Origin of the sequence: Actinoallomurus sp. NBC_01490, from assembly GCF_036227085.1 — a bacterium.
Lineage (GTDB): Bacteria > Actinomycetota > Actinomycetes > Streptosporangiales > Streptosporangiaceae > Actinoallomurus > Actinoallomurus oryzae.
Genome location: NZ_CP109433.1, coordinates 10863507 through 10878667, shown reverse-complemented (window position 1 = coordinate 10878667; position 15161 = coordinate 10863507). Strand labels below are relative to the sequence as shown.

Sequence of the window (15161 nt, the reverse complement as noted above, 5' to 3'; positions counted from 1 at the left end):
CCGCCTGCTCAGGCCAGGTGAGAGGCCTCGCGGGCGGCCATGACCTTGCCGACGTTCGCCTCGGCCCAGTCGATGATGGCCCGGATCGGCGTCTGCAGTGACATGCCGAGCGGGGTCAGGGTGTACTCCACGCGCGGCGGGACCTCGGCGAACACCTCGCGGGTGACGAGGCCGTCGCGCTCCATCGCGCGCAGGGTCTGGGTGAGGACCTTCGGGGTCACGCCGCCGGCCGTCCGGCGCAGCTCGGTGAACCGCCGTGGCCCGTCGCGCAGGGCGATCACGACCAGCACGGTCCACCGGTCGCCGATGCGGTCGAGCACCAGCCGCGTGGGGCAGTTCGGGTCGAAGGCGTCTCCCCGCTCGATGGTATCCATTAGGTATCAATAGCACTTTGAAGTAACCGATATCCAGTGGATACCGTCGCGTTCCTGACGGGAGAACATCCAGGGAAGGGCGACGTCATGAGGATTCTGCTGATCGGTGCCACCGGCATGATCGGGAGCCGGATCGCCGCCGAGGCGCGTGGGCGGGGGCACACGGTCACCGGCGTCACGCGCAGCGGTGCCGACGGCACCACGGTCGGTGACGCCGATGACGCTCCGGCGATCGCCGCGCTCGCCGCGGGCCACGACGCGGTCGTGCTCGCGGTCACGCCCGGCGAGGACGGGATGCTCGGCACCGGGCGCGCGGTGTTCGAGGCGCTGCGCACCGCGGGCGTACGCCGGCTGGTCGTCGTCGGGGGAGCGGGCAGTCTGGAGGTCGCGCCCGGCGTGCGGCTCGTGGACGGCCCCGACTTCCCTCCCGCCTGGAAGGACGGGGCGCTGGCGCAGGCCGCGCTGCTGGACCTGATGCGTGCGGAGGCCGGAGACCTCGACTGGACCTATGTGTCCCCGGCGGCCGAGATCGCGCCCGGCGAGCGTACGGGGAACCACCGCCGGGGCGGTGACACGCTGCTCACCGACGCCGAGGGCCGGAGCCGGATCAGCGCGGAGGACTACGCGGACGGGCTCGTGACCGAGCTGGAGAAGGGTGAGGCGATCCGCCGCCGCATCACCTTCGCGTACTGAGGAAGACGCACGCCGGCCCGGCGGCACGAGGCCGCCGGGCCGGCGTGGCGTGTCCGCGACAGCGTCAGTGACGCGCCGCCTCGAACTGGTCGATGATCTTGCCGAGCTGGGCGAACTTCTCGGTGTAGGCCACCGGGTGCGCGCCCGGGGCCGTCGGCGGACGGTTCGGGTCCTGGTACTGGTCACCGAGGTTGGAGAACATCGCGATGATGTAGGTCCGGCCTCCCCTGCCGGGCAGCGCCTTCACGATGCCCGCGTCCGAGGCCGAGTTGCCCACCAGACCGGTCTTGTGGCCGTACGTCACCTGGGCGGCCAGGTTGCACGGCCGTACGTCACGGCCGTACGCGTCGCCGCCGACCGTGGTCGTGCCGTCGGCCGCGATCCACCGCGAGGCGGTGAGCTGGGGGATGCCCGGCGCTGGGTAGTCCGCGCCGCACCAGCTCGTGGTCGACAGCACGTCGTTGTACCCCTGCTGGAGCAACTCGCTCTTGAAGAACTGCCGCGAGGACGGGCTCAGGGCGTCGGCGGTGACCGGCGTCCCGTTCGGCGTGGTCCACAGCCGCCCCGGCGCCCCATTGATGATCATGAGGAGCTTGGCGGTGTCCAGCGAGGTCATGGTCACCGGGTTGGACCAGTGCCCGCCGTTCTCCGGGTTGGTCTCCTTCAGCTGCATCGTCTCCAGGCCCAGGTCCTGGAACGTCTGGTTGAGCCCGTCGACCGCATTGTGATCCCAGAGCAGCTTGACCAGCGCGCACGACGCGGCGTTGGACGACCAGGTGATCGAGGCGTCGATGTAGTCGCGGACCGTGTCGCTCGTGGCGTCACCGCAGAGCGAGCTGATCGTCGTCGGCTGGTAGGCGTAGGTGTCGTCGAGCTTGACCGTGCCCTGGTCGACGAGCCGGAGCACGCCGAAGACGACCATCAGCTTCAGCACGGACGCGGGATAGGGCTCCATGAAGTCGAGTGGAGCGTTTTCCCGGCCCGGGACGATGTCGATGGTGCCCTGGGCGTGATTGGTGTACCAACCGGCGTCATCCCATTGACGCCAGCGAACGGCGTCGGTGTGGTAATTCGCGTCCATCGGCACGACGATTCCGTGCGGATACTGCGGGCTCATCAGCACGGTTCCGGAGGAAACCGGCCGACCATGTGAGTCGAGTTCGATGACGGTCGTGTCGATCTGCGGCTGCTGGACGATCGGCTGCGGGTCCGTCGCGAGTGCGGCGAAACGCTTCGCGCGCTGCGCGGGTGTGGCCGCGTCCTTGTCCACCGACTGCGCCGTCATGGCGCGGGCCTGCGCCGACGCCGTCGGCGGCGCCAGATCGAGGACCTGCTCGAAGTGCAGCTGGTCCATGGCCTGCTGCAACTTCTGGGCGATGCCGCCCCCGGAGCGGTCCGGTTGTCCGGCGGCCTGCGCCGGCTCGACGAGCGTACCCAGCAATGCCGTCGCCGCGGCCATGCCGACGAAAGCGCGAGTACCTATTCCCCTGATTTTCACAATGCGACCTTAGCCGGGGTAAAGGCTTCGAGCGTGGTAAATGCCGAACGAGGCGCGGAGAGCAGGGACAATGCGAGAATTGCGCAGGGCCGACGATGTCGCGCGCCGTGCCGGCCGTCCGGAGCCGGCGTCCCTTATCCGGCCGGCTCGCCCTCGCCGACGGCGCCGGTGAGGCGGCCGGCGATCCGTACGAGCATGGCGCGCTCCGGCTCGCCGAGCCGGTCGATGAGGTACTCGCGTACGGCGGCGGCGTGCACGGGCCGCGCCCGCGCCAGCAGGTCACGGCCGTCCGGGGTGAGCACGACGACCACGCCGGTCGGCCCCTTCTCCCGGTGGACGATGCCTCGCGCGGCCATCCGCGTCAGCTGGTGGGACATGCGGCTCTTCGCCCAGCCCAGCGCGTCGGCCAGCGCCTGCTGCCCGAGCCGGCCCTCGCCCAGCTCCTCGAGCCGGGACAGGAGGCCGTACTCCGAGCCCGACAGACCGGTGACGGCGGTCAGCTCCGCGCCGACGCGGCGCGTGACGTGGTGGCCCAGGGTCTTGCACGCCTGCCACACCTGGAGCTCGTCGGGGCTGAGCGGGTCCACGCGACCCAGCCTAGTTGTCACGACAACCCTCTGCGGGCGATCGGATCGGCGCGGCGCCCGCGCCGTACGGTGGGAGGAACACGAGCGGAAAGAGTCTCGGGAAGCATGTCGAGGACCCGCACTCCGCTCCGACTGATCGGTGAGAGGCGGCCGAGGGAGGCCGTCACGAGACCAGCGAGGAGCGAAGACCCATGAAGTACATGATCATGATCTACAACCGCCCGCGGTTCCTGGAGGACCTCTCCGAGGCCGAGCGCACGGAGCTGTTCGGCGAGGTGGACGCGATCATCAAGGAGCTCACCGAGTCCGGCGAGCTGCTCGGCACCGAGGCGCTGGCCGAGCCGGCCGCCACCAGGACCGTACGCGTGCGCGACGGCGTCCCGGCGATCACCGACGGGCCGTTCATCGAGGCCAAGGAGCAGTTCGCCGGCTACCTGCTGGTCGACGTCACGAGCGAGGAACGCGCCCTCGACATCGCGGCGCGCTGGCCGGACGCCAAGCTGTTCGCGATGGAGGTCCGCCAGGTCATCTGACGGACAGCGGAAAAACCGGGTCGCGGACGGGAACAAACGCATCCGCCCCTCTTGTTACACTCGACGTGGCCGGTGCGTCTGGTGTCCCCCGGGCCTAACCATCGCCTTCACGGAATACCGTTCGGCTGGAGCCGTGTTGTGCCTTTCGCCGTGAGGCGACCCGCGCACCGGTACACCAACGTCGAAGACCCCGTCAGGTTCCTGGCGGGGTCTTCGACGTTGGCGGCGCCGGTCAGATCAGGTCCCACGGCACGGCCTCGTACGTCCGCATCAGCGTCTTCATGAACCCCTCGCTCACCGGCAGCCGCACGTCGTCCACGCGGTCGACCGCGGCCACCCCGTGGGTGTTGGTGACGAACACCGAGGTGTACGACGGCAGGTCGGCCACGTGCACCGGGCCGCGCCGCGACGGCACGCCCTCGCCGGGCAGGGCGCGTTCGAGCAGCAGCATGGTGATGCCGTCGAGGGCCGGCGCGTCGGGCCACACCACCGACGTGCCGTCATAGCAGCCCAGATTGGTGATCGCCCCCTCGGAGACGACCCCGCCCGGGCCGACGAGCAGGGCGTCGTCGAAGCCCGCACTCCGCGCGAGGTGTCCGTAGTAGCGCTGCCCGAACCCCCCGAGGTGCTTCACGTGCGCGACGGGACGCTGGTACGGCGCGGTCCGCAGGCTCTGCGGCGAACGCGGAGTGTCGGCCGGCGGACGCACGGAGACCAGGAGGGACGGCTCGGCGGCCCCCTCGGGCCAGAACCCGGTGACCCGTACGGACGCGTCCCGGGTCTCACCGAGAGCGTGGCGGATGCGCGAGCGCACCAGCGCGGGATCCAGCCCGCCGCCGAACAGCTCCCGCTGCGCCGCGTCGAGCCGGGCCAGGTGGAGATCCAGCCCGCGCGTCCTGCCCTCACGGACCTGCATCGCGGTGAAGTGCCCGTAGTTCACGAGCGCGAAGTGGCTCAGCTCGGCCGCTGTCGCGGGATGACCGTCGATCTCGATCCGCACGACCTCCACGGTAGCGGGCGCCACCTCCGGGCACCCGCCGCGCCAGAAGGGGAGATCGATGACCGGCCGGCCGTGTATCTCGTCGAAGTAGTCGTCCCACTCCGGGCTCTGAAGCATCTCCGTCCTCTGGCAGACGACGGGCCGGTGGCGGCACGACAGAGCGGGTCTTGCGAGAATCAGGGCCGATGTACCGACTGATCTTCGCCCTCATCCTGCGCCGACTGCCCGCCGAGGCCGTCCATCGGCTGAGCTTTCGCGGCCTGCGCCTCCTCGCCACCGTGCCCTTCGCGCTCGCGCTGGTCCGCCGCCGGTACGGTCCGCGCGACCCCGCGCTGCGCGTCCGCGCGCTCGGGCTGGACTTCCCCAGCCCGCTCGGCCTGGCCGCCGGGTTCGACAAGGACGCCGAGGCGTACGAGGCGCTGGGCGCGTTCGGGTTCGGTTTCGTGGAGATCGGTACGGTCACGGCGCGGGCGCAGCCCGGCAACCCCCGCCCGCGCCTGTTCCGCCTGCCCAAGGACCGGGCGCTGATCAACCGGATGGGCTTCAACAACGACGGCGCGCGGGCCGCCGCGGACCGGCTCAAGGGCCGGCGCCGGGCCGTCGTCGGGGTCAACATCGGCAAGACCAAGGTCGTCCCGGAGGCCGAGGCCGTCGCCGACTACGTCGAGAGCACCGAGCGGCTGGCCGCGCTCGCCGACTACCTCGTCGTCAACGTCAGCTCGCCCAACACCCCCGGCCTGCGGAACCTCCAGGCCGTCGAGCATCTGCGGCCGCTCTTGGAGCAGGTGCGCCAGGCCGCGCGCCGGGCCACCCCCCGGCACGTGCCGCTGCTGGTGAAGATCGCGCCCGACCTCGCGGACGCCGACGTCGACGCCGTCGCCGACCTGGCCCTCGACCTCGGTCTCGACGGCATCATCGCGACCAACACCACGATCTCCCGTACGGACCTGACCGACGCGCACGCCGACGAGACGGGCGGGCTGTCGGGCGCGCCGCTCCGGGCGCGCTCGCTGGAGGTGCTGCGGCGCCTGCGCGAGCGCACCGGCGACCGGATGGTGCTGATCTCGGTCGGCGGCATCGAGACCGCCGACGACGCCTGGGAACGCCTCCAGGCCGGAGCGACCCTCGTCCAGGCCTACACGGGCCTGATCTACGGCGGGCCGTCGTGGCCCCGCCGGATCAACCGTGACCTCGCCGCGCGGCTCCGCGCCGAGGCCTTGCCTCAGAGTCCCCGTCCGTAGCGAGGCGCCGCGCGGGAGGGCGGGCGGCTCCGGAGGGCGACCCTCGCCCATGACTCGGTCGACAACTCGTCAAGTGTCTTGAACCCCTGGTCGGCGGGACATCACTCTTTCCTCTGAGGAGGAGCGGTGCCTGGACGAGGTGCTTCGGTTGCCGGTGCGTCGGCGCACGCCCGATACCGGCGCCTGCGGGCGGAGTACCGGCAGGAGCGGGTCCTCGCGCGCCTCGTGCTGGCGGGCGTCGCGGGCTCCATGACGGCCGGCGTCTTCGACTGGCTGACCGGTGTGGCCGCCGCCCTCGCGGCTCTCCTCCTGCACTCCTTCTACCTGCGGGTCAAGCCGGACCCGGTGACCCGCTGGCGGCGCGGCGCGGCGGCCGAGCGGCGCACCGGACGACGGCTGGCGCGGCTGGACCCGGCCTACTTCCACGTCCTGCACGACCGGGCCCTGCCCACGGTTGCCCACGCGAACCTCGACCACCTCGTCATCGGCCTGACCGGCGTGTACGCGATCGTCTCGCGGCGCTGGCCGGTCCTCACCCGGCTGCGCGCGGTGGACGAGCGGCTGTGGGTCGGGCCGCGGCCGATGACGCGGCTGCTCGTGACGGCGAGAGACGCGGCGCGTACGGTCGCCGAGCGGCTGTCGGAGGACCTCGGGCACCGGGTCGACGTGCACGCGGTCGTCGCCGTGCACGGCGCGCGGCCGCCGCACACGGGTTTCGTGTTCGACGGCGTGACGGTGCAGCGGGCCGGGCGGACCCGCCGCTTCGTCGAACGCCGGCCGGCCGTGTACACCACGGCCCAGGTGACGGCGATCGCCGCGGCGGCGGAACGGATACTTCCCCCGATGATCGATGTGTGGGGAAAAACCAGCACGCTTCGTGACTGATGAGTACGCTCAGATACTGCCGGGGACCCGCGCCCGTCGCGAGTGGCGCATGGGGTTCCCGGCGGTCTCTCGGCACAACAGGAACGACTCGCGTAGCTGGGGAGAAGGGGCATGGCGGGCCGCATCGTCGTCTTCGGTGCCACCGGCTACACCGGCGCCCTGACCGCCAGAGCGCTCGTCGCCCAGGGCGCGCGCCCGGTCCTCGCCGGGCGGAACCGCACGGCCCTGGCCGAGCTCGCGGACGAGCTCGGCGGCCTGGAGATCGCCTACGCCGACGCCGAGGAGCCGCGGTCCGTACGAGCCTTGGTCGAACGCGACGACGTCCTGGTCACGACGGTCGGACCGTTCCTGCGGTACGGGCACGCCGCCGTGGAGGCCGCGGTCGACGCGGGCGCGCACTACCTCGACTCCACCGGTGAGCCGCCCTTCATCCGTGAGGTCTTCGAGTCCTACGGGCCTCGCGCGACGCGGTCGGCGCTGATCACCGCGTTCGGCTACGACTACGTCCCGGGCAACCTCGCCGCGGGCCTGGCCCTCGACCGCGTCGGCGACGACGGGTTCCGCGTCGACATCGGGTACTTCGTCGGCGGCGGCGACCTGTGGCGTGGTCTGACAGCGTCGAGCCTGCAGTCGGTCGCCGGCGTGGCCACCGCCCGGATGTACACCTTCCGCGGGCGGATCCACGAGGAACGCCGCCCGCGGGTGCGTGAGTTCCAGGTGGGGGGCCGGTCGCGGGTCGGCCTGTCGATCGGCGCCTCCGAGCACTTCGCGCTGCCCGCGTCCTACCCGGCGTTGTACGAGGTCAACGTCTATCTGGGCTGGTTCGGCCGCGCCACGAGGCTGGCCGCGCGAGGGCGGATCGGAGCGTTCGGCGCGCGGGCCGCCCTCGCCACGCTGGCGCGCCTGGCGCGGCGCCGGAGCGGGAAGAGCACGCTCACGTCGCGCATCGTCGCGGTCGCCTATGACAGCGAGGGATCGTTGCTCACGGATGTGCACCTTTCCGGCGGTGATCCCTACGAGTTCACGGCCGGTGCCCTTTCTTGGGCCGCTTGTCAGGCCTCAAGGGGAATGGTGGAAACGGGAGCTATGGGGCCGGTCGCCGCTTTCGGTCTTGCCGAACTCGAAGCGGGCTGTGCGATGGCGGGAATCGCGCGGGTCACCGGCTGACCGCCGCCCTCCCGGGCCTGCCGCGGAGCTCGCCGCCGAGGTGATCGGCTCGCCGCCGTGCGGCGCCTGAGGGGCGTCCGTCCTGGTCGCTGGCGTCTTTCCCCCTTGTCTGTACGGACCGCGCCCAGGCGGGGCAAAACCGTCATAGACCGATAAACGATGGCTTGCCACTATAAATAAGTGCAATTTACAGGCAGTTTCGGGTGGCGATCCGAATAAACTTCTATGGCTCTTCGGGAAAGTGTTGAAGATGCGGCGTAAAAGGTTTTAACTTCAGCGCCATGGAAGACCGGCTATTGGTCGAGGCGCTGCGATCACGTGACCCCATCGCCATGGGTGCCGTCTACGACGACTACGCCGAACGCCTCTACGGATACTGCTGGTTCCAGCTGCGCAACAGCGACGCCGCGCAGGTGGCGTTCCGCGACACCCTCATGTGCGCCGAGGCGCACATCGGCCGGTTGCGCAGTCCCGCGCGGTTCGGCCCGTGGCTCTACGCGCTCGCGCGGATCGAGTGCCGGCGGCGGCGGCCGGCCGGCCCGGTCCAGCCCGACCTCCCGGTGGCCCGGCACGACCAGGACGACGTGGACCTGCGGCTGATGGCGTGGCGCGCCGTCACCGGGCTGCCGTCGCTGAGCCGCGAGCTCCTCGACCTGCGGCACCGGCACGGCCTGACCGACTCCGACATCGCGCTCGTCGTCGGGCGGCGCACCAAGGAGGTCGGCGAGCTGCTGGGCCAGGCCGCCGTGCTGCTGGAGGCCGCGCTCATCGCGGAGATCCTCGCCCACGACGGCCTGGAGAGCTGCTCGCAGCGCTCGGCGCTCCTGCGCCCCCGCAAGGACGAGATCGACGACGATCTGCGCGAGGCGCTCGTCCGCCACTCGCTCGAATGCCCGCGGTGCGCCCGGCACCTGCCGGAGAACATCGCGCCGCGCAAGGTCTACGCCCTGCTGCCCCACGCGCCGCTGCCGCCCACGCTGCGCGGCCGGCTCATGAACTGTTTCACCGACCCCGAGCTGGCCGGCTACCGGCTGTTCGCGGCGGCACGCGTGTCGCGCTTCGGGGCGCAGGGCTTCCCCCAGCAGCACGGCACAGGCCCGGCCGCCGCCCTGCGGCGCGCCTCGGAGGACGCCTCGCGCGGCTGGCCGCGGGCGCTCACCGCCGCGGTCGGGGCGCTGATCGCCGCCGTCACGACGGTCACCGTGTGCGGCTACCTCGGCGACGACACCCTCCACGGTTCGAACGGCGTCATCGCCGGACCGCCCGGCGCACGGTCGCCGCGGCCGAGCCCCGCTCCGCCGAGCCGGCCCGGCGGTGCCCGGCCGGTGTCGGCGGCGCTACCCCTGGCCCTGCCCGACCCGGCCGGTCCCGCCGCGCTGGGCGCCGCGCCGCCCAAGGACTACCTGTGGGCCCCGGCCCCCGAAGACCTCGACGTACGGCCCGGCCGGCTGACGCTCCCGGCAGGCGGGGCGGGCGTGATCGTGCTGAGCTGTTCGACCGGCAGTCTCGACTGGCAGGTGTCCGGGGGTTGGCCGGCGCGCCTCAGCCCCGCGGCGGGCACCCTGCGGTGCGGCGTCGCGCAGCTCGTCACCGTACGCGCCCCGGCCGCCGGCTCCGGCTCGACGGTCGTCACGTTCTGGCCGGGCGGCCACCAGGTCCAGATCGTGTGGGGCGGCCGTCAGCCGTACCCGCCGCCGTCGACGCCCACACCGGTCCCCGTCCCGACGGACCCTCCGCCCAGCCCGTCTGAGCCGAGCGAGCCTGAGCCGAGCGAGCCCGCGCCGAGCGAGCCCGCGCCGTCCTCACCGAGCCGGCCCCAGAGCCCGCAGCCTCCGCCGAGCCGGCCCGAGCCGACGGCGGCCCCACCCCAGGCGCCGCCGCCCGAGTCACCGCCCGCCGCGACGGCGCCGGCCGACCCTCCCCACTCCGATCCGCCCGCGGATCCGTCCTCCGGCTCGGCCGGCTGATGGAGGCCTACACGGTGCGTGCCGACACCCCGCGCGGCGCGCTGGTGACGCCGAGGTTCGTCGAGCCCGAGCTGGCCGACCTGGTCGGACGCATCCAGCGGGTGCCCTGGCCGCAGTGGAACGAACCCGGCGACCGGATGTGCCAGGAGGTGATCGAGCTGTGCCGCCTGCAGGCCGCGCGGGGGCTCACCGTGCTGTCCTGGCTCGCGGACGGCGGCGCGCCCGGAGACGCCGGCGACGAGGCCGGCTGGCTCCTCACCACCACCCGGCTCACCGGTCACCGCCAGCGGCGCATGTACGGCGCCGCCGAGCGCCTCGCCCCGCCCGTACGCGACCTGGTGATCGCCAACTTCACCTGGGCGCTGTCCTCCGCGCACGGCAGCCGGGTGACCGCGCCGTTCTTCGCCAGCCGCGCCTATCCCGACGACGGATACGCCGCCGCGCACACCACCATGACGCTGACGCAGCTCTGGCAGCGCGTTCCCGAGGTGCGCCAGGCGCTCGCGGCGGCGTGGGCCGCCACCCGTACGCCCGCCGACTGGTGCCGGGCGGCCGAGCTCCAGGCCCGCTACGGCGGAGAAGTCCCGGTCGTCACCTATCCGCGTGGCCCGTTCCCGCCGAAATCGGTCACCCGCCCCTGGATCAACCGGCTGCTGGGAGGCGAGTGACGGGAGATATCAGTGGTGCTGGTGTTTCCATTGCGTCACCAGTGGTAACCCTTCGTGTGCGACACCCGCTCCGTGGCGCGGGCGAACATCGGGGGGATCCACCTTGGCAGGCTTCACGCGACGGCGACGGCGACGGCGGCTGCGACGGCTCGGCGCCCTGTCCCTGACCACGCTGACCATCTCGGCGCTGCTCGCCGACCCCTCGTCCGCCGACCCGTCGCCGAGCGCGCGCGACCTCGCCCGCAGCCGGAAGCAGGTGCACGACCGGGCCGCCGACGTCGGCCGCATCAACGCCGAGCTGGCCACGGCCAACGCCGCACTCGACGACATGAACGACCAGGCCGAGCTCGCCGTCGAGCGCTTCAACGGCGCGCGCGCCCGGCTCGAACAGGCCGACCGCGACTACCAGGCCGCGCTGGCCCGTACCGCCCGGGCCCGCGAGCGGCTCGCCCAGGCGCGCCGAGACCTGGCGGTGTTCGCCTCGAAGGCCTACCGCACCGACGACAGCATCCCCTCGGCCGCGGCCGTGCTCGGCGGGCGCGGCGGGCCGCAGGGCTTCCTCGAACGCGCCGCCTTCATGCAGTTCCTCGCCAACCGGCAGCACTTCGCCGTCCAGCGGGAGGAGGCCACGCACACCATCGCCGACCTGTTCGAGAAGCAGTCGCGCCGGGCGCTCGACGCCCAGCGCGGAGCCACCCGGGCCACGGCCGCCGCGCGCCAGGCCGCGACGGCCGCCGTGGCGCGGCAGCGGTCGAGCGTGCGGCGCATCCAGCGGCAGAAGGACGGCCTGGTCGCCGCGCTCAAGCGGGCGCGGACCCGCGCCGCCGAACTCCAGCGCGCCCGCGCCGTCGGCAAGAGCGCGGCGCAGGCCGTGCCGCGGAATGCCCGTGAGGCCGCCCGGGCCGTACGCGGATCGTCGCTCGGCGCCGTGGCGGCCCGCGCGGCGCTGCGATGGCTCGGCACGCCCTATTCGTGGGGCGGCGGGAACGCGTCCGGGCCCACGCTGGGGATCGCCCAGGGCGCGCACACCGTCGGCTTCGACTGCTCGGGACTGGTGACCTACGCCTGGGCCCGCGCCGGGGTGCCGCTCACGCACTACGCGACGGCCCAGTACAACGCGGGCCCGCATCCGACGCGTGACCAGCTGCGCCCCGGCGACCTGGTCTTCTTCGCCCACAACCCGGCCGACCCCAAGACGATCCACCACGTCGGCATCTACATCGGGGGAGGCCAGATGGTCGAGGCGCCCTTCACCGGGGCACGCGTGAGGATCTCGAACGCGTTCCGCCCCGACTACGCGGGCGCCACCCGTCCGGCAGGCCCGCGGTAGAGGATCAGTGACTCAACTGGGCGGCGCGCTTGAAGGAACGCTCGATCTCGGCCTCGGCGTCCGAGCGGCCGGCCCAGCTGGCGCCCTCGACCGACTTGCCGGGCTCCAGGTCCTTGTAGACCTCGAAGAAGTGCTGGATCTCCAGCCGTTCGAACTCCGGAACGTGATGAATATCACGCAGGTGCTCCATGCGCGGATCGGTGGCCGGCACGCACAGGACCTTGTCGTCGCCGCCCGCCTCGTCCGTCATGCGGAACATCCCGACCGTACGGCACCGGATCAGGCACCCCGGAAACGTGGGTTCCTGCAGGAGAACGAGGGCGTCGAGCGGGTCGCCGTCCTCGCCGAGCGTGTTGTCGATGAACCCGTAGTCCGCCGGGTACTGCGTGGAGGTGAAAAGCATCCGGTCTAGGCGGATTCGCCCGGTTTCGTGGTCCATCTCGTACTTGTTGCGTTGACCCTTAGGGATCTCGATAGTGACGTCGAATTGCACAATGTCCTCCGCTCCCCGGGGCGGGCCGAGGCGGTTCTGGTTGGATGTTGGCCTGTCTAAGGATGTCGCACGTCACTAGTGCCACTGTTGGAGAGGGGCATTTAGGTGCGGAGGCCCGAGCGCGCCGTGGCCATGATCACACTGGCGCTGCTGAACGTCTTCCTCGTCACCGCCGCTCTCGCAGTGGTGAAGCTCACACCAGATCGTTCCCTCGCGCTCCGGCCGCCAACCGTCGCCGACCGCGAGATCATGCTCGCCGGCGCACCCGCCCTGGCACCCGCCGCGGCGACCGCCCCGCTGCCCTCGCCGAACGCGCTGACGGCGCGCCTGGCCGGCCCGATGCAGGGCGCCGGGCTCGGCCAGAACCTGACGGGCGTCGTCATCGACGCCGTGACCGGCCGTTCCCTCTACAGCAGCAACGCCGAACAACCCGCGGTGCCCGCCTCGACGACCAAGCTGGTCACCGCGGTGGCCGTGCTCGCCTCGGCCGGCCCGGACCTCCGGCTCACCACCAGCGTCGTCCAGAGCAGCCGGGGCGTCATCCTCGTCGGCGGCGGCGATCCCACGCTGACCGCCGTCAGCCGGAAGAACGCCTACCCCAAGTACGCGTCACTCGCCGACCTGGCGAAACAGACCGCCAAGGCGCTGAAGGCCGCGGGCACGACGCATGTGACGGTCGACTATGACACCTCGGCGTACCAGGGCAGCACGATGGCCCCGGGCTGGAAGCAGCTCTACTTCTCCCCGGAGGGCGACGTGGCCCCGGTGACCGCGCTCGAGCTCGACGCGGGCCGCATCACGCCGGGACCCCAGTACACCCCCCGCGTCCAGGACCCGCCGTCGGCCGCCGCGCAGAGGTTCGCGCAGATGCTCACGAGCCGTGGCGTGACGGCTCATGTCGGGTCGCGTACGACGGCGCCCAAGGGAGCCCGCCGGCTCGGCGCCGTGCAGTCACCGCCGGTCTCGGTGCTGGTCGAGCAGCTGCTCACCCACAGCGACGACGACATCGCCGAGGCGATGGCCCGGCTGGTGGCGATGAACCTCCACAAGCAGCCGACGTTCGCGGGCGGTGCCGCGGCGACGCGCGAGGTGCTCGCCCGGCTCGGTGTCAGCGGGGGCGTGGAGATCTTCGACGGCAGCGGGCTGTCGCACGACAACCGGATCACGCCGTCCGCGCTGGCCAAGGTGCTCGCCCTGGCCGCTTCCCCCGACCATCCCGAACTCCACACCGTCCTGTCCGGAATGCCCGTCGCCGGGTTCTCCGGCACGCTCGACGACCGGTTCGACATGGGGACGGCCTCCGCCGGAAGGGGCGTCGTACGGGCCAAGACGGGCACCCTCGACGGCGTCAACACCCTCGCCGGAGTCGTCGAGGACGCGGACGGGCGGCTGCTGGCGTTCGCGTTCATGGCCAACCGGGTGCAGTCCCCGGCGGCGGCGATATCGGCTCTCGACACGCTCGCCGGCACGCTGGCCGGCTGCGGATGCCGCTGATCAGCGACGCTCGACGGGAGTTCATCGGGTATCTCCGGGCGTTGGAGCATGTGAAGGCATGCTCCCCGGGCGAACGGGGACGTACCGTAGGTGGAGAGCCCGGCCGGAGAGGGTTGTAATGCCAGCATCCATGATCGACTGGAACGTCGCCGTTCAGACGGGGACCCGGCTTGTGCGACCCGGGCCGCAGGTGAGCCCACGGGAGGCCCGCCAGGTCGTCACCGAGCTGCGTGAGCTCTCCGCGGTGGCGCAGGGCCACGTGCGCGAGTTCACCGGCATGGACGGCGGGATCGACGGGTCGCCGGCCAAGGTCGTCGACCGGCCCGGCTGGATCCGCGCCAACGTCGACGGCTTCCGCGTCGTCCTCGAACCTTTGATGGAGCAGCTCCAGGCCCGGCGCGGCGGCAGCCTGCTCGGCGGCGGTGTCGGCGGCGTGGTCGTCCAGGCCGTGGGCTCGCGGGTCACCGGCATGCAGGTCGGCGCCATCCTGGCGTACATGGCCAGCCGTGTGCTCGGCCAGTACGAGCTCTTCCTGCCGCCGGACCCGGCCGGCCGCGCGCCGACGGGGCGGCTGACGCTCGTCGCGCCCAACATCGTCCACGCCGAGCAGGAGCTGAACGTCGACCCCCACGACTTCCGGCTCTGGGTGTGCCTGCACGAGGAGACCCACCGCGCCCAGTTCGCCTCGGTGTCGTGGCTGCGGGCGTACGTCCAGGACCAGATGACCGCGTTCCTGCTGGCCTCCGACCTCGACCCGGGCGCGCTGCTCGAACGCCTGCGCGGGGTGGGCGAGGCCGTCGCCGACGCCGTGCGCGGCGGCGAGGGCAACCTCATCGACGCGATCCAGACCCCCGAGCAGCGGGAGATCCTCGAGCGGCTGACCGCCGTGATGACCCTGGCCGAGGGCCACGGCGACTACGTGATGGACGCGGTGGGCCCGGAGGTCGTGCCGACCGTGGCCGACATCCGCGCCAAGTTCCAGCAACGCCGCGAGGGCGCCTCCCAGCTCGACCGGACGATCCGGCGCCTCCTGGGGCTGGAGATGAAGATGAAGCAGTACGCCGAGGGCTCTCGCTTCGTCAAGGAGGTCATCGACCGGGTCGGCATGGACGGCTTCAACCGCGTCTGGACCTCGCCCAACACCCTGCCGACCCACGCCGAGATCAAGACCCCGTCCCTGTGGATCGGCCGCGTCATCGGCAAGCCCGAACTCCCCTCCAACGAGGCCTGA

General features: G+C 72.1%; 15 protein-coding genes. 10 read left to right on the top strand and 5 right to left on the bottom strand.

Annotation, left to right across the window (positions count from 1 at the left end):
• Positions 1-8 precede the first annotated feature (8 nt).
• On the bottom strand, positions 9-374 hold the full coding sequence (locus tag OG417_RS50120) for a winged helix-turn-helix transcriptional regulator (RefSeq protein ID WP_329245678.1): 366 nt from the start codon (positions 372-374) through the stop codon (positions 9-11).
• 87 nt (positions 375-461) lie between these two features.
• On the opposite strand from OG417_RS50120, the gene OG417_RS50115 reads away from it, so the two are divergent.
• On the top strand, positions 462-1067 hold the full coding sequence (locus tag OG417_RS50115) for an NAD(P)-dependent oxidoreductase (RefSeq protein ID WP_329245675.1): 606 nt from the start codon (positions 462-464) through the stop codon (positions 1065-1067).
• Positions 1068-1131: 64 nt separating this feature from the next.
• Here OG417_RS50115 and OG417_RS50110 read toward each other — a convergent pair whose 3' ends face one another.
• Together OG417_RS50110 and OG417_RS50105 are read right to left on the bottom strand one after the other, a co-directional pair.
• On the bottom strand, positions 1132-2526 hold the full coding sequence (locus tag OG417_RS50110; RefSeq protein WP_329245672.1) for a serine hydrolase: 1395 nt from the start codon (positions 2524-2526) through the stop codon (positions 1132-1134).
• A 173-nt stretch (positions 2527-2699) separates the two neighbouring features.
• Positions 2700-3152, bottom strand: a complete 453-nt coding sequence (locus tag OG417_RS50105) for a MarR family winged helix-turn-helix transcriptional regulator (RefSeq protein ID WP_329245669.1) — start codon at positions 3150-3152, stop codon at positions 2700-2702.
• 191 nt (positions 3153-3343) lie between these two features.
• On the opposite strand from OG417_RS50105, the gene OG417_RS50100 reads away from it, so the two are divergent.
• Entirely contained in the window at positions 3344-3685 is a 342-nt protein-coding gene (locus tag OG417_RS50100; protein ID WP_329245666.1) for a YciI family protein, read from the top strand.
• Positions 3686-3917: 232 nt separating this feature from the next.
• On the opposite strand, the gene OG417_RS50095 is transcribed toward OG417_RS50100, so the two are convergent.
• On the bottom strand, positions 3918-4802 hold the full coding sequence (locus OG417_RS50095) for an aminotransferase class IV family protein (protein WP_329245664.1): 885 nt from the start codon (positions 4800-4802) through the stop codon (positions 3918-3920).
• A gap of 68 nt (positions 4803-4870) precedes the next feature.
• Between OG417_RS50095 and OG417_RS50090 the strand changes: the two genes are divergently transcribed.
• The 6 genes from OG417_RS50090 to OG417_RS50065 all read left to right on the top strand — a co-directional run bounded on the left by OG417_RS50090 (position 4871) and on the right by OG417_RS50065 (position 11943).
• Positions 4871-5926 (top strand): quinone-dependent dihydroorotate dehydrogenase, encoded by a 1056-nt coding sequence (locus OG417_RS50090; protein WP_329245661.1) that lies wholly within the window; start codon positions 4871-4873, stop codon positions 5924-5926.
• 126 nt (positions 5927-6052) lie between these two features.
• The gene (locus tag OG417_RS50085) at positions 6053-6811 is read left to right on the top strand and encodes a nuclease-related domain-containing protein (RefSeq protein WP_329245658.1); all 759 of its coding nucleotides are present in this window, start codon (positions 6053-6055) and stop codon (positions 6809-6811) included.
• A 111-nt stretch (positions 6812-6922) separates the two neighbouring features.
• Positions 6923-7978, top strand: coding sequence for a saccharopine dehydrogenase family protein (locus OG417_RS50080; protein WP_329245655.1), 1056 nt, complete (start codon positions 6923-6925; stop codon positions 7976-7978).
• A 281-nt stretch (positions 7979-8259) separates the two neighbouring features.
• Positions 8260-9945, top strand: coding sequence for an RNA polymerase sigma factor (locus tag OG417_RS50075; RefSeq protein ID WP_329245650.1), 1686 nt, complete (start codon positions 8260-8262; stop codon positions 9943-9945).
• A gap of 14 nt (positions 9946-9959) precedes the next feature.
• Positions 9960-10613, top strand: coding sequence for a hypothetical protein (locus OG417_RS50070; protein WP_329245647.1), 654 nt, complete (start codon positions 9960-9962; stop codon positions 10611-10613).
• A gap of 103 nt (positions 10614-10716) precedes the next feature.
• Complete coding sequence (locus tag OG417_RS50065) at positions 10717-11943, top strand: C40 family peptidase (RefSeq protein WP_329245644.1); 1227 nt, start codon at positions 10717-10719, stop codon at positions 11941-11943.
• Positions 11944-11947: 4 nt separating this feature from the next.
• Here the strand turns inward: OG417_RS50065 and OG417_RS50060 are convergent, their stop codons facing one another.
• Entirely contained in the window at positions 11948-12436 is a 489-nt protein-coding gene (locus OG417_RS50060; protein WP_329245641.1) for an inorganic diphosphatase, read from the bottom strand.
• Positions 12437-12541: 105 nt separating this feature from the next.
• On the opposite strand from OG417_RS50060, the gene dacB reads away from it, so the two are divergent.
• Positions 12542-13930, top strand: coding sequence for a D-alanyl-D-alanine carboxypeptidase/D-alanyl-D-alanine endopeptidase (gene dacB, locus OG417_RS50055; protein WP_329245638.1), 1389 nt, complete (start codon positions 12542-12544; stop codon positions 13928-13930).
• A 118-nt stretch (positions 13931-14048) separates the two neighbouring features.
• Positions 14049-15161, top strand: coding sequence for a zinc-dependent metalloprotease (locus OG417_RS50050; protein ID WP_329245634.1), 1113 nt, complete (start codon positions 14049-14051; stop codon positions 15159-15161).